A 25,764-nucleotide genomic window follows, 5' to 3' on the forward strand; every position below is an offset into this window, starting at 1 on the left:
GAGATGGACGATGAATGCTATTGTTTTTGCAGCGAGCGCTCGGTCTGGAGCGCCACCGCCAGCACGGCGTCGTCGTGCATGGCCGCATGCCACAGCATAAGGCCGACCGGCAGCTCGCCGTCGGCGTGGCAGGGAAGGGAGATGGCGCAGCCGTCGAGCATGTTGACGATCGACGGGTTGCGAAGCAGGAGTCCGTTGACACGGAAGAACTCGTCGTCGCGCTCGGCGCCCGGCGCAACGCTGGCGATCGACGGGGCGGTGATCGGCACGGTCGGCGAGAGCAGGGCATCGAAACGCGAGATCGCTTCCTCGACCCGGACGATCCAGTCGCGGCGGGCGTTGATCAGGTCGATGTATTCATGCGACTTCATCGTGGCGCCGCGAATGATGCGCTGGGCCACACGCGGGTCGTAGCCGGCGCCGCTGCGTTCGAGCAGCAGCCGGTGCCAGGCGTGGGACTCGGCTGCCGAGAAGCCGCCGGTGGCGTTGATGGTTGCGAGTTCGGCCAGTTGGGGAAGCTCGATCTCCTCGATGACGGCTCCGGCAGCCCGCAAGGTCTTCAGCGTCCGCTCGAAGGCCGTGGAAACCGCGGGCTCGATCCCGTCGAGGAACACGTTGCCGACCACCGCGAGCCGGTAGGCGGCCAGCGGCGCGTTGCCAGCTGTGACGCGGCGTGCGGCAAGGATCTCGTGCGCGGTGATGGCGTCTCGTACCGAGCGGGTCATGGCGCAGACGGTGTCCAGCGTGGTCGACAGCGGCAGGGCGCCATCAGCGGGCACGAGCCGCGCGGTGCTCTTGAAGCCGACGATGCCGTTCAGGGCAGCGGGAATGCGGATCGAACCGCCGGTGTCTGAGCCCAGGCCGATGAACGCGGCGCCCGTGGCGACCGAAATGGCCGCGCCGGACGACGAGCCGCCAGGGATGCGCGGCGTGGCGGTATCGCTCGCGTTCGCCGGCGTGCCGTGGTGCGGATTGACGCCCACGCCGGAGAAGGCAAATTCGGTCATGTTGGTGCGACCGGTCAGCACGCCGCCTGCAGCTCGAAGCCGGGCGACGGCCGTGGCATCCGCCTTGGCGGCAGGCGCGTGGGCCAAGACCGCCGAACCGGCGGGCGTCGGCTGGCCTTCGATGTCGAACAAGTCCTTAGCCGTGAATGCGAGGCCGGACAGACGGCTGTCTGCATGCGAGCGTGCAGCAGCCTGGCGAGCCTCGTCGAACATGGTGCGAATGAAGACCTGGGCGCAGGCGGGCGACTGGGCGATGCCGATGGAGTGCTCCATTTCGGTGCTTGCATCGGAGCCACCTGCCAGAAGGGTGAGACGGGTGGCGTGAAGGTCGTTCATGAGGGCTGCAGGTGCCGCGGGAGCGGTTCGGGGTTCAGGAAGAGGGGTGCGGCCGTGCTATACTCTTTGGGTTTCGCTGGCCGAGCGACGGCTTCCGTTGCATCCAGCCAAACACATCCGCAAACCGGCCCAATCAAGGTGTTGTGACTCAGTTCAAGAGAGCACAAAACGGGCTGGATTTTAGACCCAACCTTTGGAGTAATTTCAATGTCCACCACCATGCGCGAAATGCTGGAAGCCGGTGTCCACTTCGGCCACCAAACCCGCTTCTGGAACCCCAAGATGGCTCCGTTCATCTTCGGTCACCGCAACAAGATTCACATCATCAACCTGGAAAAGTCGCTTCCGATGTTCCAGGACGCGATGAAGTACGCCAAGCAGCTCACTGCCAACCGCGGCACCATTCTGATGGTCGGCACCAAGCGCCAGGCTCGCGAAATCGTGGCGACCGAAGCCCGCCGTGCCGGCGTGCCTTTCGTCGACACTCGCTGGCTCGGCGGCATGCTGACCAACTTCAAGACCGTCAAGACTTCGATCAAGCGCCTCAAGGACATGAAGGCCCAGCAGGAAGCCGGCCTCGACAGCCTGAGCAAGAAAGAGCAGCTCACGTTCACGCGTGAGATCGAGAAGCTCGAGAAGGACATCGGTGGCATCCAGGACATGACCGCGCTGCCCGATGCCATCTTCGTGATCGACGTGGGCTTCCACAAGATTGCCGTGGCCGAAGCCAAGAAGCTCGGCATTCCGCTGATCGGCGTGGTGGACTCCAATCACTCGCCCGAGGGCATCGACTACGTGATCCCCGGCAACGACGACTCGTCGAAGGCTGTGACTCTGTACGCCCGCGGCATCGCCGACGCCATCATCGAAGGCCGCAACAGCGCCACCGGTGACGTGGTCAAGGCCATCGCCGAAGGCAACGACGAATTCGTCGAAGTCGAAGAAGGCGCTTCGGCCTGATTGGCGCGCTCGCGAGCCTGAAGAAGGGGCTTTGGTGCCCCTTTTTTTTAACCTGATTTTTGGATTTACGGAGATATACAAATGGCTGCAATCACCGCAAGCATGGTCGGCGAACTGCGCGCGAAGACCGACGCGCCCATGATGGAATGCAAGAAGGCCCTGACGGAGGCTGACGGCAACATGGAAAAGGCCGAAGAGCTGCTGCGCATCAAGCTCGGCAACAAGGCTGGCAAGGCATCGGGCCGCATCACTGCCGAAGGCGTGGTCACGGCTTTCGTCGACGGCGCGGCCGGCGGCATGATCGAAATCAACTGCGAAACCGACTTCGTCACCAAGAACGACAGCTTCCTGGCCATGGCCAATGCTGCCGCCATGCTGGTTGCCAAGCACAACCCCGCGGACATCGCTGCGCTCGGCGCGCTGGCGTACGAGCAGGACGGCTTCGGCCCCACGCTCGAGGACGTGCGCAAGGGTCTGATCGGCAAGATCGGCGAGAACATGAGCTTCCGCCGCTTCAAGCACTTCGCGGGCAACGGCAAGCTGGCTTCGTACTTGCATGGCACGCGCATCGGCGTGATGGTCGAGTTCGAGGGCGACGACACGTCGGCCAAGGATGTCGCCATGCACATCGCGGCCATGAAGCCGGTCGCCATCCAGGCATCGGACGTGCCTGCCGACCTCATCGAGAAGGAGCGCGCCGTTGCCAAGGGCAAGGCAGACGAAGACCGCAAGACTGCCGAAGCCGAAGGCAAGAAGCCCCAGCCGGACGACATCGTCGCCAAGCGCATCGAAGGCGGCGTGCAGAAGTTCCTCAAGGAAGTCTCGCTGCACAACCAGCCGTTCGTGAAGAACGACAAGCAGACCGTCGAAGCCATGCTCAAGGCTGCCAACACCTCGATCAAGGGTTTCACCCTGTACGTGGTCGGTGAAGGCATCGAAAAGAAGGTCGACGACTTCGCTGCCGAAGTGGCCGCGCAGGTCGCCGCCGCCAAGGCTGCAGCCTGATCCTGCAGCCACTCAAGCGGCGGTGCGCTCGCGTGTGCCGCCGCTTTTTCACCGCCACGTTTTACACTCGCCCCCGCCAACCAAAGGAAATTGCCCATGTCTGATGCCCGTCCAGCCCACAAGCGAATCTTGTTGAAGCTGTCGGGAGAGGCACTGATGGGCGACGACGCGTTCGGCATCAATCGCGCCACCATCGTGCGCATGGTGCAGGAAGTGGCCGAGGTCGTGAACATGGGCGTCGAGGTGGCGGTCGTGATCGGCGGCGGCAATATCTTCCGCGGCGTTGCTGGCGGCTCGGTCGGCATGGACCGCGCCACGGCTGACTACATGGGCATGCTCGCCACGGTCATGAATTCGCTCGCCCTGGCCGACGCCATGGACAAGCAGGGCCTCGTGGCCCGAGTGATGTCCGCCATTGCCATCGAGCAGGTGGTCGAACCCTACGTTCGTCCCAAGGCCCTGCAGTACCTCGAAGAGGGAAAGGTCGTGGTGTTCGCGGCCGGCACCGGCAACCCGTTCTTCACGACAGACACCGCCGCGGCGCTGCGCGGCGCCGAGATCGGCGCCGAACTGGTGCTCAAGGCGACCAAGGTCGATGGCGTCTACACCGCCGATCCCAAGACCAACCCCAATGCAACTCGCTATGCCACGCTGACCTTCGACGAGGCGATCGCGCAGAATCTCGGCATCATGGACGCCACCGCCTTCGCGCTGTGCCGCGACCAGAAGCTGCCGATCAAGGTGTTCTCGATCTTCAAGAACGGCGCGCTCAAGCGTGTCGTCATGGGCGAGGACGAGGGCACGCTGGTGCATGCCTAGGAGCCATACAAGATGACCATTGCAGACATTCAGCGCACGACCGACGCGAAGATGAACCAATCGCTCGCGGCGTTCCAGAACAACCTCACCAAGATCCGTACCGGTCGCGCCAATTCGGCGCTGCTCGACTCGATCCATGTCGAGTACTACGGTTCGCAGGTGCCGCTGAGCCAGGTGGCCAACGTGTCGGTGCTCGACTCGCGCACCATCAGCGTCCAGCCTTGGGAAAAGGGCATGGGCGCCAAGATCGAAAAGGCCATTCGTGAAAGCGACCTGGGCCTGAACCCCGCGTCGATGGGCGACCTGATTCGCGTGCCGCTGCCCGCCATGAGCGAAGAGCGGCGCAAGGAAATGACCAAGCTGGTCCGCAACGAAGGCGAGAGCGCCAAGATCGCCACGCGCAACCTGCGCCGTGATGCGAACGAAGCGGTCAAGAAGCTCGTCAAGGAAAAGGCGGCTTCGGAAGACGACCAGAAGCGTGCCGAAGCCGAGATCCAGAAGGTCACAGACCGCCATATCGCGGAAATCGACCGTCTGGTCACGGCCAAGGAAGCGGAGATCATGGCCGTTTGAGGCCTGCCATGGCCTCGTCATCGCCGCGCATTCCCCATCACGTTGCCATCGTCATGGACGGCAACGGCCGTTGGGCGACGCGGCGGTTCCTGCCCCGCGTGGCAGGGCACAAGCAAGGCGTTGAGTCGCTGCGCCGCTGCGTCAAGGCCTGCGCCGACCGTGGCGTGGGCGTGCTGACGGTGTTCGCTTTCTCCTCGGAGAACTGGAGCCGTCCCGTCGAGGAAGTCTCCGGTCTCATGGAGTTGATGGTCGGTGCGCTCGCGCGCGAAGTGCCCAGGCTCAGCCAGGACGGCGTGCGGTTGCATTTCGTCGGCGAACGCGCCGGCCTGTCGCCGAAGATGGTGACGGGCCTGGTCGAGGCCGAAGCCGCCACAGCGCACAACTCTCGCATGGTGCTGAACGTCTGCTTCAACTATGGTGGACGCTGGGACATCGCGCAGGCAGCCGCCAGGCTGGCTGCGCAAGGCGAGCCCATTACCGAACTCAGCCTGGATCGCGCGATGGCGCTGGCCCACGTGGCTGACCCGGACCTGTTCATCCGAACGGGCGGCGAGCAGCGGTTGTCGAACTTCCTGCTCTGGCAGAGTGCCTACGCCGAGCTTTTCTTCAGCGACAAGCTGTGGCCCGAATTCGACGAGGCAGCACTGGACGAAGCCATCGCCGCTTTCCAGGGCCGTGAGCGCCGCTTCGGTCAAACCTCTGCCCAGGTCGCAGCCCCCCAAGGGCAGGCAGCCTGAAGGCGACGACACCCCACGCATGCTCAAACAACGCATCCTCACGGCGATCGTGCTGCTCGCGATCCTGCTGCCGGCGCTGTTCTATCGCAACCATATTGCCTTCGCCTGCGTCATGTTGGTGCTGATCGGCGCCGCCGCGTGGGAATGGGGCCGCCTGAACGGCTATGGGCCGCGGATGTCGCTGTTCCTTGGCGCCGAGACGGTGCTGTTGTGCGCGCTCTCCTGGTGGCTCGGTCTGCTCGATCAATCGCTGGCGCTGATGTGGACCTTGGCCAGTGCTGCCTGGGTGCTCGGGGGCGCGGTGTTGCTGCGTGTTGCAGTGCCTGGCTGGCCTCGCATTCCGCGCGGCCTGCGGCTGGTCGGCGGCCTGCTGGCACTCTGGGTGGCTTGGCTCGCGGCAGTGCAGGCGCGCATGGTCGGCATCAATTTCCTGCTCTCGATCCTCGTCCTCGTGTGGGTGGCCGACGTTTTCGCCTATTTCGCCGGCCGTGCCTTCGGCCTGAAATTCACCCGCAACAAGCTCGCACCCGCGATCAGCCCTGGCAAGAGCTGGGAGGGCGTGTGGGGTGGAATGATCGGCGTCGTCGTGCTCGCGTTTGCGTGGGTCTGGGCCGACAAGGCAACGGGTGCCACGGTGGCCAGCCTCTACACGCGGCTCCATGAGCGCGGCTGGTGGCTGTTGCTGCTGGGCGCGCTGTTTCTCTCTGCGATGAGTGTCGTGGGCGACCTCGTCGAATCTCTCATCAAGCGAAGCGCCGGCGCCAAAGACAGCAGCAGGCTGCTGCCCGGACATGGCGGCGTTCTCGACCGCGTGGATGCCCTCTTGCCGGCGCTTCCCATTGCCATGATGCTGGCTTTCCTGTGAACACTTCCAGACAACGCGTGACGGTGCTCGGTTCGACCGGTTCGGTCGGCGTCAGCACCCTCGACGTCATCTCGCGCCATCCTGAGCGCTTCGAGGTGTTCGCGCTTTCCGCGGCCACCAAGGTCGACGAATTGCTGGCGCAGTGTGTCCGGTTCTCGCCACATTTCGCGGTCATGGCCAGCGCGCCGCATGCTGCGCAACTGGCCGAGAAGGTCAAGCAGAACGGGCTCGACACGGTCGTCCTGACTGATTCTGATGCTCTCGAAACAATAGCGTCGCATGAAGAGGTCGATGCGGTCATGGCCGCCATCGTAGGTGCCGCCGGGCTCGCGCCGTGTCTGGCCGCAGCTCGCGCCGGCAAGCGGCTGCTGCTGGCCAACAAGGAAGCGCTGGTGGTCGGCGGCGAGCTCTTCATGCGCACGGTCCGCGAGGGCGGCGCCGTGCTGCTGCCGATCGACAGCGAGCACTCGGCGATTTTCCAATCGCTGCCCGAAGACCCTTCGACCTGGCCGCGGCGCATCGACAAGATCATCCTGACGGCCTCGGGCGGCCCTTTCCGCACGCGAGCGCCGGACACGCTGGCCACAGTCACTCCCGAGCAGGCCTGCGCGCACCCGAACTGGGTCATGGGCCGCAAGATCTCGGTCGACTCGGCCACGATGATGAACAAGGCGCTCGAGGTGATCGAGGCGCGTCACCTGTTCGGTGTGACGCCCGAGCAGATCGAGGTGGTGATCCACCCGCAGAGCGTGGTGCATTCGATGGTGCAGTTCACGGACGCATCGGTCATCGCCCAACTCGGTACGCCCGACATGCGTGTCCCCATCGCGGTCGGTCTGGCTTGGCCGGAGCGCATCGAGAGCGGGGCGGCACGGCTCGATTTCCGCCAGATGTCGGCACTGAGTTTCGAGACGCCGGATGCGTCCCTCTTTCCGGGGCTCGGCCTGGCCTGGCAAGCGTTGCGCGCATCGCCCGGCACCACCGCCGTGCTGAACGCGGCCAACGAGGTGGCGGTCGAGGCCTTCCTCGGGCGGCGCTTGCGCTTCGATCGCATTCACGCGGTAAACATGGAAACTTTGGAAGCTGTCTTGCCCTCGAAGCCTGCATCGCTCGCCGACCTGCTGGCGCTCGATGCCAGCGCCCGTGCGGCGGCGAATGCTGCGGCGCAGCGTCTCGCGGCCTGATCCTTCCTGTTTCCTGAATACCGAGGAACCCGATGTTGCTTACTGTCATAGCCTTTGTGGTCGCGCTCGGTGTCCTTATCGCGGTGCACGAATATGGCCACTACCGTGTGGCGGTGGCTTGCGGCGTGAAGGTCGAGCGCTTTTCGGTCGGCTTCGGCAAGGCGCTGTTCCGCTGGCAGCCCAAGCGCCAGCATCCGGGGCAGCAGACCGAGTTCGTGATCGGCCTGTTCCCGCTGGGCGGCTACGTCAAGATGCTCGACGAGCGCGAAGGCCCTGTCGCACCGGAAGAGCGCCATCGCGCCTTCAACACCCAGCCGCTGCGCTCGCGCGCAGCCATCGTGGCGGCAGGGCCTATCGCCAATCTGCTGCTCGCCGTGGCGCTCTATACCGCAGTCAACTGGATCGGGGTCCAGGAGCCAGTTGCCAAGCTGGGTCGGCCGGTGGCGGCTTCGCTGGCCGAGGCGGCGGGATTGCGCGGCGGCGAGCACATCACCCGCGCCGGCTTCGGCGGAGATCTTTCCCCCGTGGATTCGTTCGAAGACCTGCGCTGGCGCATGACGCGCGGCGCGCTCGACGGGCACGACCTGACGCTGGAGATTGCAGGAGAGGGCGGCAAGCAGGCCCGCACCGTCGTGCTTCCGCTCAGCCGCATGGAGACCAGGGACGCCGATCCGCAGATGTTCCGCAAGATCGGCGTGCTGGCGCCACTGACGCGGCCCGAGATCGGCGAGGTGATGGCGGACAGCGCGGCCGAGCGTTCCGGCCTGCGCAGTGGCGACGTGGTCAGGAGCATCGGCGGCACGGCCATCGTCGACGGGCAGCAGCTGCGCGAAGTGATCCGCGCGTCGGTCGACGGCGACCAGCCCCGCGTTCAGCCATGGCACATCGAGCGCGGCGGCCAGCCGCTCACCATCGACGTCAAGCCTGAGGTGCGGGCAGACGGCGCCGCGAAGGTCGGTCGCATCGGCGCCTTCGTGGGTTCTGCGCCGGAAATGGTGACGGTGCGCCAGGGCGTGGTCGGCGGCATCTGGCACGGCATGGTGCGCACCTGGGAGGTTTCGGCGCTCACCGTGCGCATGATGGTCAAGATGGTCGTGGGCGAGGCATCGCTGAAGAACCTCAGTGGTCCGCTCACGATTGCCGACTATGCGGGCAAGTCCGCAAGCCTCGGATTCACCCAATATCTGGTCTTTCTGGCGCTCATCAGCGTGAGTCTCGGGGTGCTGAATCTCATGCCGCTGCCGGTCCTCGATGGTGGGCACCTGATGTATTATCTTTGGGAGGGCCTGACCGGCAAGAGTGTCTCTGATGCTTGGATGGGACGGCTTCAGCGTGGGGGTGTCGCCCTGCTGCTGGTCATGATGTCGGTCGCACTCTTCAACGACATCACGCGGCTCTTTGGTTAACTTTCTGCCGGCCCTTTCCGTGCCGGCTCAATTCACAGATGAACAAAAACTTCAATCGCTTTCGCCTGCGTAGCGTTGCCGCGGTGGTTGTCAGTGCGCTTGCGGCCACTGCAGCCTGGGCCGTAGAGCCTTTCACGGTGCGCGACATTCGCGTCGAAGGCCTGCAACGCGTCGAAGCCGGCACGATCTTCGCGTCGTTGCCGCTGCGCGTTGGCGATACCTACAGCGACGAGCGCGGTTCTGCCGCGATTCGCGCGCTGTTCGATCTGGGTTTGTTCAAGGATGTTCGCATCGACGTCAACGGTAATGTGCTGGTGGTGATCGTCGAGGAGCGTCCCACCATCGCCGATGTAGATTTCGTCGGCACCAAGGAGTTCGACAAGGCTGCCCTGCAGAAGGCGTTGCGCGAGGTCGGCCTGACCGACGGCCGCCCCTACGACAAGGCGCTGGCTGACCGGGCAGAGCAGGAACTCAAGCGCCAGTACGTGAGCCGCAGCCTCTACAACGCGCAGGTCGTGACCACCGTCACGCCCATCGAACGCAACCGCGTCAACCTGACCTTCACCGTGACAGAAGGCGAGTCGGCCCGTATCCGCGAAGTGCACGTGGTCGGCAACAAGGCGTTCAGCGAATCGACGCTGCTCAGCCTGTTCGACCAGGACAGCGGTGGTTTCATGAGCTGGTACACGAAGTCGAACCAGTATTCACGCGCCAAGCTCAATGCCGACCTCGAGACCCTGCGCTCGTACTACATCACCCGCGGCTACCTCGAGTTCCGCATCGACTCGACGCAGGTCGCCATTTCGCCGGACCGCAAGGACCTGACGGTGACGGTCAACATCACCGAAGGCGAGAAGTTCGTGGTCTCGAGCGTGAAGCTCGACGGCAACTACCTCGGCCGTGACGACGAGTTCAAGTCGCTCATCACCATCAAGCCGGGCGAGCCCTACAACGGCGAGCAGGTCACCGAGACCACCAAGGCCTTCAACGACTATTTCGGCACCTTCGGCTACGCGTTTGCCCGCGTGCAAGCGCGGCCCGAAATCGACCGCACCAACAACCGCGTGGCACTCACGCTGCAGGCCGAGCCGGCGCGTCGCGTGTACGTGCGCAAGGTGTCCGTCGGCGGCAACAACAAGACCCGCGACGAAGTCATTCGCCGCGAGTTCCGCCAGTTCGAAGCTTCCTGGTACGACGGCGACAAGATCAAGCTGTCGCGCGACCGCGTGGACCGCCTTGGCTTCTTCACCGAAGTCAACGTCGAGACGCAGGAGGTCCCCGGTTCGCCCGACCAGGTCGACCTGACCGTCAACGTGGCTGAAAAGCCCACCGGCAGCCTGCAGCTCGGCGCCGGCTATTCGAGTGCCGAGAAGGTCGCGCTGACCTTTGGCATCTCGCAGGAAAACGTGTTCGGCTCGGGCAACTTCCTGGGCGTGCAGGTCAATACCAGCAAGTACAACCGCACGCTGTCGCTGACCACCACCGATCCGTATTTCACGCAGGACGGCATCTCTCGCACGATCAGCGTGTACCACACCACCACGCGTCCGTATTCGTCGTCGATCGACGGCGACTACAAGCTGGTGAATCAGGGCGCGTCGATCCGCTTCGGCGTGCCATTCAGCGAAGTCGACACTGTCTTCTTCGGCATCGGCCTCGAGCGCTACGCTTTCGACGCCAACAGTTCGACGGCGTTCTCGGGTTTGACCACGCCGCCTTCGTACCTCAACTACTTCCAGTGCCAGAAGGACCCGACGGGTATCCTGGTGATCGGTTGCGACCAGAAGAGCGTGTGGGGCGTGCCGCTGAGCGTAGGCTGGGGCCGCGACAGCCGCGACAGCGCGCTGATCCCGACCACGGGTCGCTTGCAACGCGCCAACCTCGAAGTCGGTGCGGCCGGCGACATGAAGTACGTCAAGACGAACTACCAGTACCAGCAGTTCTTCGCGATCAACAAGCAGTACACCTTCTCGATCAACGGCGAAGTGGGCTACGCGAAGGCGCTGGGCGGCAAGGTCTACCCGATCTTCAAGAACTTCTACGCCGGTGGCCTGGGCTCGATCCGCGGTTTTGAGCAGAACTCGCTCGGTCCGCGCGACCTGCCGCTGTTCGGCCAGACCGAAGGCGCTGCCATTGGTGGCACCAAGAAGGCGATCTTCAACGCCGAGTTGAGCACGCCGTTCCCCGGTGCCGGCAATGACCGCACGCTGCGCCTGTACGGCTTCTTCGACGTCGGCAATGTGTTCGGTTCGCGTGCTGCAGGCCTCACCGACGCACAGTGGAAAGCCGAGAAGAAGCTGCGCGCTTCCGTCGGCCTTGGCGTCAGCTGGATCTCGCCGCTCGGCCCGCTGCGCCTGGCCTATGCATTCCCCATCAAGTCCCAGAAGGAAGTGGTGGATCCCAGCACCGGGTTCATCACGATCCCGAAGGATAGAATCCAGCGCCTCCAATTCCAGATCGGAACGTCTTTCTAAATGAAGCATTTGATTCGCGCCGCGGCCGGCGCGTTGTTGGTCCCCGCTTTTGTGCTCGCTGCTGCGCCTGCCCAGGCGCAAACGCAGGAAGCCTTTCGCATCGGTTTCGTGAATCCGGACCGCGTGCTGCGCGAGGCGCAACCGGCCAAGACCGCCCAGGCGAAGCTTGAAGCCGAGTTTCTGAAGCGCGAGCGCGACCTGACCGCACAGGGCGATGCACTCAAGCAGGCTTCCGAGAAGTTCGAGCGCGAAGCGCCGACCCTGTCAGAAAGCCAGCGGACCAGCCGCCAGCGCGCCCTGGTCGACCAGGACCGCGACTTCCAGCGCAAGCGCCGCGAATTCCAGGAAGACCTGAACGCGCGCAAGAACGAAGAGCTGCAACAGGTCTACGAACGCGCCAACCGCGTGGTCAAGCAGGTCGCAGAAGCCGAGAAGTACGACGCCATCCTGCAGGAAGCGATCTACATCAATCCGAAGCACGACATCACCGACAAGGTGATCAAGGCGTTGAACGCGTCAGTCAGCTCTCCTGCGCCTGCGGCCGGCAAGTAACGCCGGGAGTCGGCGTGTCATTGCAGCTCGGAGCCATCGTTGACGCCCTCGGGGGCGAGCTTCATGGCGATTCGGCGTTATCCATCGAGCGGCTTGCGCCGCTGCAGAATGCACAGCCCGATGCGCTCAGTTTCCTGAGCCATCCCAAGTACCAACAGGAACTGGCGGCCTCGAAGGCCGCCTGTGTCATTGTCTCGCCTGCCATGAGCGAGGCGGCGGCGGCGCGTGGTGCCTATATCGTCACGCCCGATCCCTATTACTACTTCGCTCGCCTGACGCAGCTTTGGAAGGCGCACCATGCGCGTCCGGACGCCGACCTCGTGCATCCCAGCGCGGTGATCCACGCCGAAGCGCAGGTCGATCCGACAGCGCGCATCGGCGCGTTGTGCGTGGTGGAGCGGGGCGCGCGGATCGGTGCGGGCACGGTGCTCAAGTCGCGTGTGACGGTCAGCGAAGACTGCGTCATCGGCGAGCGCTGCCTGCTGCATCCCGGCGTGGTCATCGGCGCGGACGGTTTCGGCCTGGCGCTGCACCAGGGCCAGTGGGTCAAGATCGAGCAACTGGGCGCAGTGCGCATCGGCAACGACGTCGAGATCGGCGCCAACACCTGCGTCGACCGCGGCGCGCTCGACGACACCGTGATCGAAGACGGTGTGAAGCTCGACAACCTGATCCAGATCGGCCACAACGTGCGCGTCGGCAAGAACACCGCGATGGCGGGCTGTGTCGGCGTGGCCGGCAGCGCCGTCATCGGTGAGAACTGCACCTTCGGCGGAGGCGCCATCGTGCTGGGGCATCTGACGGTGGCCGATGGCGTGCACGTGTCGGCCGCCACGGTGGTTACCCGTTCGATCCACAAGGCCGGCCAATACACCGGCATGTTTCCCATCGATGACAATGCGAGCTGGGAAAAAAATGCGGCAACGCTCAAGCAGTTGCACAGCCTGCGCGAACGACTGAAGGCGCTGGAGAAGGCTCCCTCGAAAAAATGACGACGATGCAGGAACAGAAAATCATGACCAAGCCAGCGATTGCGCTCGATATCCATCAAATCCTCAAGCTGCTGCCCCACCGCTATCCGTTCCTGCTGGTGGACCGCGTGCTCGACATGGAGAAGGGCAAGCGCATCACGGCGCTGAAGAACGTGACGATGAACGAGCCGTTCTTCAACGGCCATTTTCCGCACCGTCCGGTGATGCCGGGCGTGCTGATGCTCGAGGCCATGGCGCAGGCCGCGGCGCTGCTGTCGTTCCACTCGCTGGACATCGTGCCGGACGACAACACCGTGTATTACTTCGCGGCCATCGACGGCGCACGCTTCAAGCGGCCGGTGGAACCGGGCGATCAGTTGACGCTCGAAGTCGAGATCGAGCGCATGAAGGCGGGCATCTCCAAATTCAAGGGCAGGGCCCTGGTCGGCAGCGAGCTCGCCTGCGAAGCGACGCTGATGTGCGCCATGCGCCAGATCAACTGATCCGGCTGCAGTCACCACAAGGCATGACCCAGGTTCATTCCACAGCCGTCATCGATCCCCAGGCCGAACTCGACGCCTCGGTGTCGGTCGGCCCCTATACCGTGATCGGCCCGCACGTGCGGGTGGGCGCAGGCACCACCATCGGCGCGCACTGCGTGATCGAGGGGCGCACCACCATCGGGCGCGACAACCGCATCTTCCAGTTTTCGTCGCTCGGCGCCGTGCCGCAAGACAAGAAATATGCCGGCGAGCCGACCGAGCTCGTCATCGGCGACCGCAACGTGATCCGCGAGTTCTGCACCTTCAACCTCGGCGTGCCGGGCGCGGGCGGCATCACGCGCGTGGGCAACGACAACTGGATCATGGCGTATACGCACATCGCGCACGACTGCCATGTCGACAACCACACCACGCTGGCCAACAACACCACGTTGGCAGGGCACGTGCACTTGGCCGACTGGGTCACGGTAGGCGGGCTCACGGGCATCCACCAGTTCGTGTCGGTCGGCGCGCATGCCATGGTCGGCTTCGCCAGCGCGGTCACGCAGGACGTGCCGCCTTTCATGTTGGTCGACGGCAACCCGCTGGCGGTGCGCGGCTTCAACATCGTCGGCCTGCGCCGTCGTGATTTCTCCGCACAGCGCCTCGCGGCGGTGAAGCAGATGCACCGACTGCTGTATCGCCAGGGCAAGACGCTCGACGAGGCGCGAACCGGCATCACCGCGCTCGCGACCGAGATGCCGGAGGCTGCCGGCGACGTCGCGCTGATGGAAGCCTTCCTCGCCAATTCGACGCGCGGCATCGCGCGCTGACGTGACGGCGATGCAGAAGGACGGGCAGCGACGTTTCGCGCTGGTCGCGGGCGAAGCGTCCGGTGACTTGCTCGCCGGGCTGCTGCTCGATGGGCTGCAAGCCCGATGGCCTGGTCTCGAAACGGTTGGCATCGGCGGTCCTCGCATGCTGGCCCACGGTTTCCAAAGCTGGTGGCCTCAGGAAAAGCTCGCGGTGCGCGGCTATGTCGAGGTGCTGCGGCACTATGCCGAAATTGCCGGCATCCGCCGCCAGCTCAAGGCGCGGCTACTGCGCGAATGGGCTGCACTGTTCATCGGCGTCGATGCCCCCGACTTCAATCTCGATCTCGAAGCTGGCCTGCGCAGTCGTGGCATGAAGACCGTGCATTTCATCTGCCCGTCGATCTGGGCCTGGCGCCCGGAGCGTATCGAGAAGGTTCGAGCCGCGGCCGACCACGTGCTGTGCATCTTTCCATTCGAGCCGGCCTTGCTGGCCGAGCACGGCGTGGCGGGGAGCTACGTGGGCCATCCGCTGGCCAACGTGATCCCGATGACGCCCGATCGGGCAGGCGCGCGCGCCGCGATGGGCCTGTCGCCCGATGCGCAGGTCGTGGCGCTGTTGCCCGGCAGCCGGCGCTCCGAGGTGCGCTACCTGGCCGCGCGCTTCTTTGCCGCTGCAGCGCTCATGCACAAGGACCGCCCGAGTCTACAGTTCGTGGCGCCCATCCTCCCGGGCCTGCGCGCCGAGGTCGAAGCCTTGCTCCAGGCCAGCGGCATGACCGGCCATGTGAAGCTGCTTGATGGCCAGTCGCACGCTGCGCTGGCCGCCTGCGACGTCACGCTGATCGCCAGCGGCACCGCCACGCTCGAGGCGGCGCTGTTCAAGCGGCCGATGGTCATTGCCTACAACATGAACGCGTTGTCATGGCGCCTCATGCAGCGCAAGCAACTGCAGCCCTGGGTTGGATTGCCCAATATCCTGTGCCGTGACTTCGTGGTGCCCGAACTGCTCCAGGAAGCCGCAACCCCCGAGGCGCTGGCCCAGGCCACGCTGGGCTGGCTCGACGCGCCGGAAAATTCGCAGGCACTGCAACAAAGATTTTCAGAGCTGCATGTGCAATTGCAGCGCGATACGCCGACACTTTGCGCCGATGCGATCCAGAAAGTTCTTGAAGGCTGAGCAGGCCCCGCTGGTGTGGGACGCACCCGGCCTGATGGCGGGCGTCGACGAGGCCGGCCGCGGACCCCTGGCCGGGCCGGTGGTGGCCGCGGCGGTGATCCTCGACGACCTTCGGCCGATCCGCGGCCTGGCCGACTCCAAGACCCTCACCGCCCTGCAACGCGAACGCCTGCATGACCAGATCCTGGCCAAGGCGTTATGCTGCTCCATCGCGCAGGCGACCGTCGAGGAAATCGACACCCACAACATCCTTCAGGCGACCATGATCGCCATGCGGCGTGCGGTGGAAGGACTGCGCCTGAAGCCAGTGAAGGTGCTGGTCGACGGCAACCGCCTGCCCACGCTCGACGTCCTGGCCGAGGCTATCGTCAAGGGCGATGCGCGCGTGAAGGCGATTTCCGCCGCGTCGATCCTGGCCAAGGTGCATCGCGACCGGCTGTGCGAGCAGCTTCACATCGAGTTCCCGCACTATGGTTTTGCCGGCCATAAAGGCTACGGGACGCCCGAGCACCTGGATGCGTTGCAGCGCCACGGCGCCTGCGTGCACCATCGCAAGTCCTTCAGCCCGGTGGCTGCGGCACTCGCGCGCACGGGCGGCACTCTCAGCGTGATGCTGCCGGCAGATTCGGCGCAGCCGGCCATGATGGTCGGCGTCGCCGAGCCGGTGCGCCTCGACCTGCGCGCGGCGCGCTGATCCTCGATGACCTCCGACACCGGCGCGAGCCACATCAGCTCGCGCGACAACCCTCTGATCAAGGACCTGCGCAAGCTCGCGCAAGACCCTGGCGCCTACCGCAAGCTGGGCCGGATCTGGCTCGAAGGCGACCACCTGTGCCGCGCTGCACTTGCACGCGGCGTGAAGCCGGCGATGGCCGTGTTTGCGGAATCCTTCTGGCCCGGCGCGCCCCCGGAATGGTCGCGTGACGCTGTCAAGACCGTCGTGGTGAGCGACGACCTGCTGCGCGGTGCCAGCGGACTCGAATCACCGGCCCCGATGGGTTTCGTGCTCGAACTGCCGTCACGCCCTGAACTCATTCTGGATGCGCCCAGCGTCGTGCTCGACCGCCTGCAGGATGCCGGCAATGCTGGCTCGATTCTTCGCAGTGCCGCGGCCTTCGGCTTCACCCAGGTGGTCGCGCTCAAGGGCACGGCGGCGCTCTGGGCGCCTAAAGTACTGCGCGCCGGCATGGGCGCACATTTCGGCCTGCGTCTCATCGAGGGTGTGGACGCCGAGGTGCTCGACGCGCTGCAGGTTCCACTGATTGCCACCAGCTCGCACCGCGGCGACTGGCTCCACAAGGCCGAGTTGCCGTATCCCTGCGCCTGGCTCATGGGGCATGAGGGGCAGGGCGTGTCGGCTGCGCTCGAAGCGCGCGCCACGCACCACATCCGCATCGCGCAGCCGGGCGGCGAGGAGTCGCTCAACGTGGCCGCCGCCGCGGCCATATGCCTGCACGCGAGCGGCGCGGCCTACCAGCGGTAGGTCGGGGGAGCAGATCGCCGCGCGGCCGGTTGCCGTAGTGGCAGTTCATCGCGCTGTCGCAGCCTGGCCTGCGCTTCGCTTTCGCGCATGTAGCTCTGCAGCCAGTTGCCGCGGCTCAGTTGGCCCATTGCCTGGTGACGCGCGACTGTGAATAGATAGGCCTTGGGGATCCTCTGGTGGGTTATTTCACTGCCGGGCTGAGGCGGAGCTTCGCCGCGGCGCTCACGCTTGGCCAGGTGGAGCCAAGCGTCGAAGACATGGCGGGCTTCGTCAACTTTGTCAGTGCGCCGGGTAAGAAATCTCGCCATCTCGGCGTAGCTCAGGCGAAGGCCCGCGAAGATGGCAGGGGTCGAAACGACGCGGATTCCGTGCGTGGCGAAGATTTTGAAGATAAGAAGTATTCTCAAATGATGCTTGCGATGCAGGATGTGCATGCATTCGGCGCACGCGCGCGGAATTGTTCAGGTCCATTGCGGCAGGAGGGTGACGCGGCCGGGCTACAATCGGGGGCTTACTCGCAAATCAGCGTCGCCCGGCCGCCTACAACGCCATCTTCCCCTTAAGCAGCAGTCCGCAGGCAACGCGCCTGGGGCTCCGGGCGACCGTAACCATCCGGAGAACCCAGTGCTTTTGTCTCTCAAGGGAAGTTTCCCGCCCGCCATCCTGGCGCTCGCAGACGGCACGGTCTTTCAAGGCAATTCGATCGGGGCCGCCGGCTCCACGACCGGTGAAGTGGTGTTCAACACCGCCATGACCGGTTACCAGGAAATCCTCACCGACCCGAGCTATTGCCAGCAGATCGTGACGCTCACGTATCCGCACATCGGCAACTACGGCGTCAACGGGGAGGACATCGAAGCCGACAAGATCCATGCCGCGGGCCTGATCATCAAGGACCTGCCCCTCGTCGCCTCCAACTTCCGCAAGACCGCCACGCTGACGGAATACCTCGTGTCCGGCAACACGGTGGCCATCGCCAACATCGACACCCGCAAGCTCACGCGACACCTGCGCACGCACGGCGCGCAGAACGGCTGCATCCTGGGCCTGGCCGCGGGCGAGCCGGTGACGCAGGCGCTGATCGACAAGGCCGTGGCTGCTGCCAAGGCCGCGCCGAGCATGGCCGGCCTCGATCTGGCCAAGGTCGTGTCGGTCAAGCAGACCTATGAATGGACCGAAACCGAGTGGAAGCTCGGCGCGGGCTACGGCGTGCAGATCACGCCGCAGTTCCATGTCGTGGCTTTCGACTACGGCGTCAAGAAGAACATCCTGCGCATGATCGCGCAGCGCGGCGCGCGCATCACCGTGGTGCCGGCGCAGACGCCTGCGGCCGATGTGCTCAAGCTCAAGCCTGATGGCATCTTCCTGGCCAACGGCCCCGGCGACCCGGAACCTTGCGACTACGCGATCCGCGCCGTCAGGGAACTGATCGAGACCGGCATTCCGACTTTCGGCATCTGTCTGGGCCATCAGATCATGGCGCTGGCCTCGGGTGCGAAGACCTTCAAGATGAAGTTCGGCCACCACGGCGCGAACCATCCGGTGAAGGACCTCGACAACGGTCGCGTGAGCATCACCAGCCAGAACCACGGCTTTGCGGTCGACGAGAAATCGCTGCCGGCCCACCTGCGCCCCACCCACATCAGCCTGTTCGACAACACGCTGCAGGGCCTGGCGCGCACCGACAAGCCCGCGTTCTGCTTCCAGGGCCACCCCGAAGCATCGCCCGGCCCGCACGACATCGGCTACCTGTTCGATCGCTTCACGGCACTCATGGAAAAGAACAAGGCGGAAAAGACGGAGAACCAGAATGCCTAAGCGTACAGACCTCAAATCGATCCTCATCATCGGCGCCGGCCCGATCATCATCGGCCAGGCCTGCGAGTTCGACTATTCCGGCGTGCAGGCCTGCAAGGCGCTGCGCGAAGAGGGCTACAAGGTCATCCTGATCAACAGCAACCCCGCGACGATCATGACCGACCCGGCCACGGCCGACGTCACCTACATCGAACCCATCACCTGGCAGACGGTCGAGAAGATCATTGCCAAGGAGCGCCCCGACGCGATCCTGCCGACCATGGGCGGCCAGACCGCGCTGAACTGCGCACTCGACCTGTGGCGCAACGGCGTGCTCGACAAGTACACGGGTGCCTCCACCAACAAGCCGGTCGAGCTGATCGGCGCGACGCCCGAAGCCATCGACAAGGCCGAGGACCGCCTGAAGTTCAAGGACGCGATGACCAAGATCGGACTGGGCTCGGCCCGCTCCGGCATCGCGCATTCCATGGACGAAGCATGGGCCGTGCAGAAGTCGGTCGGCTTCCCGACCGTGATTCGCCCCAGCTTCACCCTCGGCGGCACGGGCGGCGGCATCGCCTACAACCCGGAAGAATTCGAGACCATCTGCAAGCGCGGCATCGAAGCCTCGCCGACCAACGAGCTGCTGATCGAAGAGTCGCTGCTCGGCTGGAAAGAGTACGAGATGGAAGTCGTGCGCGACAAGGCCGACAACTGCATCATCGTCTGCTCGATCGAAAACCTCGACCCTATGGGCGTGCACACCGGTGACTCGATCACTGTGGCACCCGCGCAGACGCTCTCCGACAAGGAATACCAGATCCTGCGCAATGCCTCGCTGGCCGTGCTGCGCGAAATCGGCGTGGACACCGGCGGCTCGAACGTGCAGTTCTCCATCAACCCGAAGGACGGCCGCATGGTCGTCATCGAGATGAACCCGCGCGTGTCGCGCTCGTCGGCGCTGGCTTCCAAGGCCACCGGCTTCCCGATCGCCAAGGTCGCGGCCAAGCTGGCCGTGGGCTACACGCTCGACGAGCTGCGCAACGAGATCACCGGCGGCACCACGCCCGCCTCGTTCGAGCCATCGATCGACTACGTGGTCACCAAGATCCCGCGTTTCGCCTTCGAGAAATTCCCGCAGGCCGACTCGCGCCTCACCACGCAGATGAAGTCGGTGGGCGAGGTAATGGCCATGGGCCGCACCTTCCAGGAATCGTTCCAGAAGGCGCTGCGCGGCCTCGAGGTGGGCGTCGACGGCCTGAACGAGAAGACGCAGGACCGCGAAGTGCTCGAGAAGGAACTGGGCGAGCCCGGCCCTGAGCGCATCTGGTACGTGGGCGATGCCTTCGCCATGGGCCTGAGCGTGGACGAAGTGTTCGCGCTGACCAAGATCGACCCGTGGTTCCTGGTGCAGATCGAGGAGATCGTGAAGATCGAGCTCGAGCTGGAAACCAAGTCGCTCGACGACATCGACCGCGACACGCTGCTGGCGCTGAAGAAGAAGGGCTTTTCCGATCGCCGCCTCGCGCGCCAGTTGAAGACCACCGACACGGCCATCCGCGAGAAGCGCCGCGCACTGGGCGTGCGTCCGGTCTACAAGCGCGTGGACACCTGCGCGGCCGAGTTCGCCACCAACACGGCCTACATGTACTCGACCTACGAGGACGAGTGCGAGGCCGACCCGACGGACAAGAAGAAGATCATGGTGCTCGGCGGCGGTCCCAACCGCATCGGCCAGGGCATCGAGTTCGACTACTGCTGCGTGCATGCCGCGCTCGCCATGCGCGAGGACGGCTACGAGACCATCATGGTCAACTGCAACCCCGAGACCGTGTCGACCGACTACGACACCTCGGATCGCCTGTACTTCGAGCCGCTGACGCTCGAGGACGTGCTCGAGATCGTCGACAAGGAAAAGCCGGTCGGCGTGATCGTGCAGTACGGCGGCCAGACGCCCCTGAAGCTCGCGCTCGATCTCGAAGCGAATGGCGTGCCGATCATCGGCACGACGCCCGACATGATCGACGCCGCCGAGGACCGCGAGCGGTTCCAGAAGCTGCTGCACGAACTGGGTCTGCGCCAACCGCCGAACGCCACTGCGCGCACCGAATCCGAAGCCCTCGAAAAGGCTGCGGCACTGGGTTATCCGCTGGTGGTGCGCCCGAGCTATGTGCTCGGCGGCCGCGCGATGGAAATCGTGCACGAGCAGCGCGACCTCGAACGCTACATGCGCGAAGCGGTCAAGGTCAGCAACGATTCGCCGGTGCTGCTCGACCGCTTCCTGAACGACGCCGTCGAATGCGACGTCGACTGCATCCGCGACGCCGAAGGTGCGACGCTCATCGGCGGCGTGATGGAGCACATCGAGCAGGCCGGCGTGCACTCGGGCGACTCTGCGTGCTCGCTGCCGCCCTACAGCCTGAATGCGGACACTGTCGCCGAACTCAAGCGCCAGAGCGCCGCGATGGCGAAGGCGCTGAACGTGGTCGGCCTGATGAACGTGCAGTTCGCCATCCAGCAGAAGGATGGCAAGGATGTCATCTATGTGCTCGAAGTGAACCCGCGTGCCTCGCGCACCGTGCCGTACGTGAGCAAGGCCACAGGCATCCAGCTGGCCAAGGTGGCGGCACGTTGCATGGCCGGCCAGTCGCTGGCGTCGCAAGGCGTCACGAAGGAAATCACGCCGCCGTACTTCAGCGTGAAGGAAGCCGTGTTCCCGTTCGTCAAGTTCCCGGGCGTCGACACCATTCTCGGCCCCGAGATGAAGTCGACCGGGGAGGTGATGGGCGTGGGCAAGACCTTCGGCGAAGCCTTCGTGAAGTCGCAGCTCGGCGCCGGCACGTTGCTGCCGAAGTCGGGCAAGGTCTTCATCTCGGTGAAGAACAACGACAAGGCCCGTGCAGTGGAAGTCGCGCGCGGCCTGGTCAAGCTGGGCTTCGAGATCGTCGCGACCAAGGGCACTGCGGCCGCCATCAGCGCCGCGGGCATCGAGTGCGCGACGGTCAACAAGGTGACCGAAGGCCGCCCGCACATCGTGGACATGATCAAGAACAACGAGATTGCGCTGGTCATCAACACGGTGGAAGAGCGCCGCAACGCGATCAACGACTCGCGGCAGATTCGCACCTCGGCACTGCTGGCACGCGTGACCACCTTCACCACGATCTTCGGCGCCGAAGCGGCGGTCGAGGGCATGGGGTTCATGGACGAGCTGGGCGTGATCTCGGTGCAGGAAATGCACGCGCAGCTAGCAGCAGCCTGAGCTCTGCCATGGAAACGCAGCTCGTCGAACTCGACCTGGCGGACTGGAACGCGGCCACGCCCAACAAGGCGTGGATCGCGGAACTCGAAGCGGGCAAGGTGCTGTACTTTCCGCGCCTGGGCTTCGAGCTGCAGCCTGAGGAGCGCGTCCTGCTCACGCCCAGCCTGCTGTCGCCCGACGTGCGCAACATCAGCCTCGACGCCAACGGCAAGCTCAAGGGCGCTGTCGGCGACGAGGCAGTGCAGCGTGCCACGGCCGCGATGGTAGGGCGGTTCAGGTCACAGGCGCAGCAGCTGATCCATGGGCTGCTGCCGCACTACACGCCGGCCTTGCGGCTGGCGCCGACCAGCTACCGGCCCGCGCAGGTCGAAACGCGCGTGCAGTCGTGGCGCGCTGACGACCGCAGGCTGCACGTCGACGCGTTTCCGTCACGGCCGAACTACGGCGAACGCATCCTGCGCGTGTTCACCAACGTCAATCCCGACGGCGCGCCGCGTGTGTGGCGCGTCGGCGAGCCGTTCGAGGACATCGCCCGGCGGTTCCTGCCGCGCGCCAAGTCTTATGCGCGCTGGCAGGCGAAGCTGCTGCAGGCGCTGCATGTGACCAAGTCGTTCCGCAGCGAGTACGACCACCTGATGCTTCAACTGCACGACGGCATGAAGTCGGACATGGCGTACCAGGAAAACTCGCCGCAGGAAACTGCCAGGTTTCCGCCGGGTTCGGTGTGGGTCTGCTTCTCGGACCAGACCTCGCACGCCGTGATGGCGGGGCAGTACATGCTCGAGCAGACCCTTCATCTGGCCGCTTCGAAGCAATACAATCCCGACTCGAGCCCGCTCGCGATCCTGAGCCGGCTGACCGGACGCACACTCGTCTGATCAATTCCCCCATCGACCGCCGAACGGCAGCGTTCGGCGGTTTCGCTTTATGGAGAACCAAGAACATGGCCACCATTCCGATCACCAAGCGCGGCGCCGAAAAACTGCGCGCCGAACTGCACCAGCTCAAGACGGTCGACCGCCCTTGGGTCATCAACGCCATCTCCGAAGCACGAGCGCAGGGCGACCTGAGCGAGAACGCCGAGTACGAAGTGGCCAAGGACCGCCAGGGCTTCATCGAAGGCCGCATCCAGGAGGTCGAGGGCAAGCTGTCGGCGGCGCAGATCATCGATCCGAGCGAACTTGACGCCGGCGGCAAGGTGGTGTTCGGCTCGACCGTCGAGCTCGAGGAAGAGGAAACCGGCGACGCCGTGAAGTATCAGATCGTCGGCGAGGACGAAGCCGACCTGAAGCTCGGCCTGATCAACATCTCCAGCCCGATCGCGCGGGCGCTGATCGGCAAGGAAGAGGGCGATACGGCCGAAGTGCAGGCCCCGGGTGGCCTGAAGCGCTACGAGATCGTGGCCGTTCGCTACCTGTGATCGTCGAGAAATGAAAGACCGCGTTGCGCTGATGCTGGCCGCCTTCTGGTGGGGCAGCCTCACCACGATCGGCTTTCTGGTTGTGCCGATGCTCTTTGCCCGGCTCGGCAACCCATCGGTGGCAGGCAACTTTGCAGGCCAGTTGTTCGAGGCGCAGAGCTGGATCGCAATCGCCTGCGGGCTGATTCTGCTGATCCATTTCAGGACCAAGGCCGACGACCGCATGGACGGGGCGACGATGACGGCCATGTTCCTGATCCTGGCCGCGCTGCTGCTGGCGTTGCTTCAGCAGTACGCCGTGGCACCGCGCATCCTGGCGCGCGAGAACCTCAAGTTGTGGCATGCCATGGGCAGCGGCATGTACCTGGTGCAGTGGGTGTGTGCCGGCGTGCTGCTCTGGCGCATGGGCGCCCGCAAGCCGGGCTGAACGTCGCAGGCAAGAGGCGGCTGCCGCCGCCTCCTCGGTTCTCACTCTTTCCAGTATTTGGCGACCCACCGAGCGGGGCGGATGTAACGGAAGGCTCGGTTGCGTCGGCCTGCCAGCGCGTCCGGCGGGTTGCATTCGCCATGGAACACCATGATGCGGGCATCCTCGGGCACGAAAGGCTCTTCCCAGTAATTGGTCGGCCAGGTCGGGATGCCGTGGTACTTGAAGCTGGGACACCAAGCCTCGGGCCAGTAGGCCAGCTTGCCTTGCTTGTGGAGGATGTCCGACAGGTAGGCCTGTTCGTTGCGGTACTCCGCCTGAACCTTGTCCATGTTGGCGCGGAAATACGCCAGCACGTCGGCGTGGGCGCCCAATTCGAAGCGGTAGACCGACGAATTTCCTGTGATCCGCTCGCGTCGCCAGGGACGCGCGTAGTCGTGAATGATCAGGAACTCGCCGGGCCGTTCGAAGAAGTCGTCCAGGCTGCCCACCACCACCACGTCCAGGTCGAGGAAGAGAGCCGTGCCGCGCAGGCCGTGCAGGTCCTGCTCGAAGGTTGTGAGCTTCTTCCAGGCGCCGTCGCGTTGGCCCGGGGCCAGCTGCAGGTTGAGCGGCGGGATCGGCAGGCAGGTCACTTCGGGGTGGATGCCATTGCCGTCGTCGGTCAGGCATACGAACTTGAAGTCGCCGCTGAGGTTGCGGCGCACCATCGCGTAGAGCCGGTTGACGTACTCGGGGCCATATTTCGTGCCCCACTTCATGCAGAGGATATGGCGCTGGGCGCCTTGCGCTGCCGCCAAGCTCAGTCCGCCTGGTTGCGCTTCTTGGCCGACAGCGGCCGCTTGGCCTTGGCGCGCTTGATGGTGCCGCCGGGCGTGAGGCGCTGATTACCCAGCACGCGCAGCGTCTTGATCTCGGGGCGCTGGCCGCCGCGCTTGCTGTACTTGACGATCTTCACGTCGCGCGGGCCAGGCATGCGATCCTCGTCGATCACGCGCTCCTTCTCGGGCTTCGGACGCCACAGCACCAGCAACTTGCCGATGTGCTGGATCGGCGCGGCATCGAGCTCCTCAGCCAGTTCGCGCAGCATGGCGTCGCGGGCGGGCCGGTCGTCGGAGAAAACGCGGATCTTGATCAGGCCATGGGCCTTGAGTGCCGCGTCGGCTTCCTTTTTCACGGCAGGGGTAAGCCCGTCTCCACCGACCATGACGATCGGATCCAGGTGGTGAGCTTCGGCGCGGTGCACCTTGCGCTCGGCAGGGGTAAGTTGAATGGCGGGCATCCCCGTATTATCGACGCGTACACGAAGACCTCCATGAGCACCAAAGCCAAAAGCAAAAAAGTCAACAAGGCGTGGCTGCACGACCATATCAACGACCCCTACGTGAAGCTCGCCACGAAGGAGGGGTACCGCGCCCGCGCGGCTTACAAACTCAAGGAAATCGACGAGTCGCTGGGGCTTGTCAAGCCTGGGCAACTTGTGGTGGACCTCGGTTCGACACCAGGCGCCTGGAGCCAGTACCTGCGCCGACGCATGTCACCGGGCGGAGCAGCGTCCGGCGAACTGAACGGCACGATCATCTCGCTGGATATCCTCGCGATGGAGCCCATCGAGGGCGTCACGTTCCTGCAGGGCGATTTCCGTGAAGATGCGTTGCTGCAACAGTTGCTCGGCGTACTGGCTGGCCGCAAGGCCGACCTGGTGGTGTCGGACATGGCGCCGAACCTGTCGGGCATCCATTCGGCCGATGCAGCCAGGGTCGCGCACCTGATCGAGCTTGCGATCGACTTCGCGCAGCACCACCTGAAGCCGGAAGGCGCGCTGGTGGCCAAGCTTTTCCACGGCAGCGGCTACGACGAACTGGTGAAGCTTTTCAAGGCCAGTTTCCGCACGGTGAAGCCCTTCAAGCCCAAGGCATCACGTGACAAATCGGCAGAGACCTTCCTCGTGGGATTGGGCCTCAAGGCCCTGGATACGCCTTGATACCTTGCCAAATAGCGGCTGCAGGCGC

Annotated in this window: 26 protein-coding genes; 22 read left to right on the plus strand and 4 right to left on the minus strand. The window is 64.7% G+C overall.

All coding sequences use genetic code 11. The features are described from left to right. Positions 1-17: 17 nt before the first annotated feature. A complete protein-coding gene (locus tag AACL56_RS14160; RefSeq protein WP_339090443.1) occupies positions 18-1,343 on the minus strand; it encodes an amidase in 1,326 nt (441 codons plus the stop codon). A 207-nt stretch (positions 1,344-1,550) separates the two neighbouring features. On the opposite strand from AACL56_RS14160, the gene rpsB reads away from it, so the two are divergent. The 16 genes from rpsB (at position 1,551) to AACL56_RS14240 (ending at position 16,846) form a co-directional block, all read left to right on the plus strand. Continuing rightward, positions 1,551-2,303: a 30S ribosomal protein S2 gene (gene rpsB, locus AACL56_RS14165; protein ID WP_339090444.1), complete on the plus strand. Its 753-nt coding sequence runs from the start codon at positions 1,551-1,553 to the stop codon at positions 2,301-2,303. A gap of 81 nt (positions 2,304-2,384) precedes the next feature. After that, complete coding sequence (gene tsf / locus AACL56_RS14170) at positions 2,385-3,308, plus strand: translation elongation factor Ts (RefSeq protein WP_339090445.1); 924 nt, start codon at positions 2,385-2,387, stop codon at positions 3,306-3,308. A 96-nt stretch (positions 3,309-3,404) separates the two neighbouring features. Next, positions 3,405-4,127 carry a UMP kinase gene (gene pyrH, locus AACL56_RS14175; RefSeq protein ID WP_339090446.1) on the plus strand — a complete coding sequence of 241 codons (723 nt, stop codon included), beginning with the start codon at positions 3,405-3,407 and terminating at the stop codon, positions 4,125-4,127. 12 nt (positions 4,128-4,139) lie between these two features. Beyond that, on the plus strand, positions 4,140-4,700 hold the full coding sequence (gene frr, locus AACL56_RS14180; protein WP_339090447.1) for a ribosome recycling factor: 561 nt from the start codon (positions 4,140-4,142) through the stop codon (positions 4,698-4,700). A gap of 8 nt (positions 4,701-4,708) precedes the next feature. After that, the gene (gene uppS / locus AACL56_RS14185; protein ID WP_339090448.1) at positions 4,709-5,437 is read left to right on the plus strand and encodes a polyprenyl diphosphate synthase; all 729 of its coding nucleotides are present in this window, start codon (positions 4,709-4,711) and stop codon (positions 5,435-5,437) included. 19 nt (positions 5,438-5,456) lie between these two features. Beyond that, positions 5,457-6,302 carry a phosphatidate cytidylyltransferase gene (locus AACL56_RS14190; protein WP_339090449.1) on the plus strand — a complete coding sequence of 282 codons (846 nt, stop codon included), beginning with the start codon at positions 5,457-5,459 and terminating at the stop codon, positions 6,300-6,302. Continuing rightward, the gene (ispC, locus tag AACL56_RS14195) at positions 6,299-7,486 is read left to right on the plus strand and encodes a 1-deoxy-D-xylulose-5-phosphate reductoisomerase (RefSeq protein WP_339090450.1); all 1,188 of its coding nucleotides are present in this window, start codon (positions 6,299-6,301) and stop codon (positions 7,484-7,486) included. The genes AACL56_RS14190 and ispC overlap by 4 nt, the downstream gene beginning before the upstream one ends. Positions 7,487-7,518: 32 nt before the next feature. Then, the gene (gene rseP, locus AACL56_RS14200; RefSeq protein ID WP_339090451.1) at positions 7,519-8,892 is read left to right on the plus strand and encodes an RIP metalloprotease RseP; all 1,374 of its coding nucleotides are present in this window, start codon (positions 7,519-7,521) and stop codon (positions 8,890-8,892) included. Positions 8,893-8,930: 38 nt separating this feature from the next. Further along, entirely contained in the window at positions 8,931-11,366 is a 2,436-nt protein-coding gene (gene bamA, locus AACL56_RS14205) for an outer membrane protein assembly factor BamA (RefSeq protein WP_339090452.1), read from the plus strand. After that, a complete protein-coding gene (locus tag AACL56_RS14210) occupies positions 11,367-11,918 on the plus strand; it encodes an OmpH family outer membrane protein (RefSeq protein WP_339090453.1) in 552 nt (183 codons plus the stop codon). Positions 11,919-11,932: 14 nt separating this feature from the next. Next, positions 11,933-12,910: a UDP-3-O-(3-hydroxymyristoyl)glucosamine N-acyltransferase gene (lpxD, locus tag AACL56_RS14215; protein WP_339090454.1), complete on the plus strand. Its 978-nt coding sequence runs from the start codon at positions 11,933-11,935 to the stop codon at positions 12,908-12,910. 23 nt (positions 12,911-12,933) lie between these two features. Continuing rightward, positions 12,934-13,392, plus strand: coding sequence for a 3-hydroxyacyl-ACP dehydratase FabZ (gene fabZ, locus AACL56_RS14220; protein ID WP_007836981.1), 459 nt, complete (start codon positions 12,934-12,936; stop codon positions 13,390-13,392). A gap of 23 nt (positions 13,393-13,415) precedes the next feature. Beyond that, a complete protein-coding gene (gene lpxA, locus AACL56_RS14225) occupies positions 13,416-14,204 on the plus strand; it encodes an acyl-ACP--UDP-N-acetylglucosamine O-acyltransferase (protein WP_339090455.1) in 789 nt (262 codons plus the stop codon). Positions 14,205-14,214: 10 nt separating this feature from the next. Next, on the plus strand, positions 14,215-15,363 hold the full coding sequence (gene lpxB / locus AACL56_RS14230; RefSeq protein ID WP_339092874.1) for a lipid-A-disaccharide synthase: 1,149 nt from the start codon (positions 14,215-14,217) through the stop codon (positions 15,361-15,363). Further along, positions 15,335-16,057: a ribonuclease HII gene (gene rnhB / locus AACL56_RS14235; protein WP_339090456.1), complete on the plus strand. Its 723-nt coding sequence runs from the start codon at positions 15,335-15,337 to the stop codon at positions 16,055-16,057. The genes lpxB and rnhB overlap by 29 nt, the downstream gene beginning before the upstream one ends. Positions 16,058-16,063: 6 nt before the next feature. Further along, positions 16,064-16,846: a TrmH family RNA methyltransferase gene (locus AACL56_RS14240; protein WP_339090457.1), complete on the plus strand. Its 783-nt coding sequence runs from the start codon at positions 16,064-16,066 to the stop codon at positions 16,844-16,846. Here AACL56_RS14240 and AACL56_RS14245 read toward each other — a convergent pair. Continuing rightward, complete coding sequence (locus AACL56_RS14245) at positions 16,834-17,280, minus strand: hypothetical protein (RefSeq protein WP_339090458.1); 447 nt, start codon at positions 17,278-17,280, stop codon at positions 16,834-16,836. The genes AACL56_RS14240 and AACL56_RS14245 overlap by 13 nt on opposite strands. Before the next feature lie 190 nt (positions 17,281-17,470). Between AACL56_RS14245 and carA the strand changes: the two genes are divergently transcribed. The 5 genes from carA (at position 17,471) to AACL56_RS14270 (ending at position 23,752) form a co-directional block, all read left to right on the plus strand. Continuing rightward, positions 17,471-18,664: a glutamine-hydrolyzing carbamoyl-phosphate synthase small subunit gene (carA, locus tag AACL56_RS14250; RefSeq protein ID WP_339090459.1), complete on the plus strand. Its 1,194-nt coding sequence runs from the start codon at positions 17,471-17,473 to the stop codon at positions 18,662-18,664. Continuing rightward, positions 18,657-21,905, plus strand: coding sequence for a carbamoyl-phosphate synthase large subunit (gene carB / locus AACL56_RS14255; RefSeq protein ID WP_339090460.1), 3,249 nt, complete (start codon positions 18,657-18,659; stop codon positions 21,903-21,905). Before carA ends, carB begins: the two co-directional genes overlap by 8 nt. Positions 21,906-21,913: 8 nt before the next feature. Continuing rightward, the gene (locus tag AACL56_RS14260; protein WP_339090461.1) at positions 21,914-22,783 is read left to right on the plus strand and encodes a Kdo hydroxylase family protein; all 870 of its coding nucleotides are present in this window, start codon (positions 21,914-21,916) and stop codon (positions 22,781-22,783) included. Positions 22,784-22,848: 65 nt separating this feature from the next. Continuing rightward, positions 22,849-23,325 (plus strand): transcription elongation factor GreA, encoded by a 477-nt coding sequence (gene greA, locus AACL56_RS14265; protein ID WP_007836973.1) that lies wholly within the window; start codon positions 22,849-22,851, stop codon positions 23,323-23,325. Between the two features lie 10 nt (positions 23,326-23,335). After that, positions 23,336-23,752 (plus strand): DUF4149 domain-containing protein, encoded by a 417-nt coding sequence (locus AACL56_RS14270; RefSeq protein ID WP_339090462.1) that lies wholly within the window; start codon positions 23,336-23,338, stop codon positions 23,750-23,752. 41 nt (positions 23,753-23,793) lie between these two features. On the opposite strand, the gene AACL56_RS14275 is transcribed toward AACL56_RS14270, so the two are convergent. After that, entirely contained in the window at positions 23,794-24,552 is a 759-nt protein-coding gene (locus tag AACL56_RS14275; protein WP_425337015.1) for a glycosyltransferase, read from the minus strand. A 2-nt stretch (positions 24,553-24,554) separates the two neighbouring features. Next, positions 24,555-25,034, minus strand: coding sequence for a YhbY family RNA-binding protein (locus AACL56_RS14280; protein WP_339090464.1), 480 nt, complete (start codon positions 25,032-25,034; stop codon positions 24,555-24,557). Positions 25,035-25,067: 33 nt separating this feature from the next. Between AACL56_RS14280 and AACL56_RS14285 the strand changes: the two genes are divergently transcribed. After that, on the plus strand, positions 25,068-25,736 hold the full coding sequence (locus tag AACL56_RS14285) for an RlmE family RNA methyltransferase (RefSeq protein ID WP_339090465.1): 669 nt from the start codon (positions 25,068-25,070) through the stop codon (positions 25,734-25,736). Positions 25,737-25,764 lie beyond the last annotated feature (28 nt).

This window comes from Variovorax paradoxus (assembly GCF_902712855.1).
Taxonomy (GTDB): Bacteria; Pseudomonadota; Gammaproteobacteria; order Burkholderiales; family Burkholderiaceae_C; genus Variovorax; species Variovorax paradoxus_Q.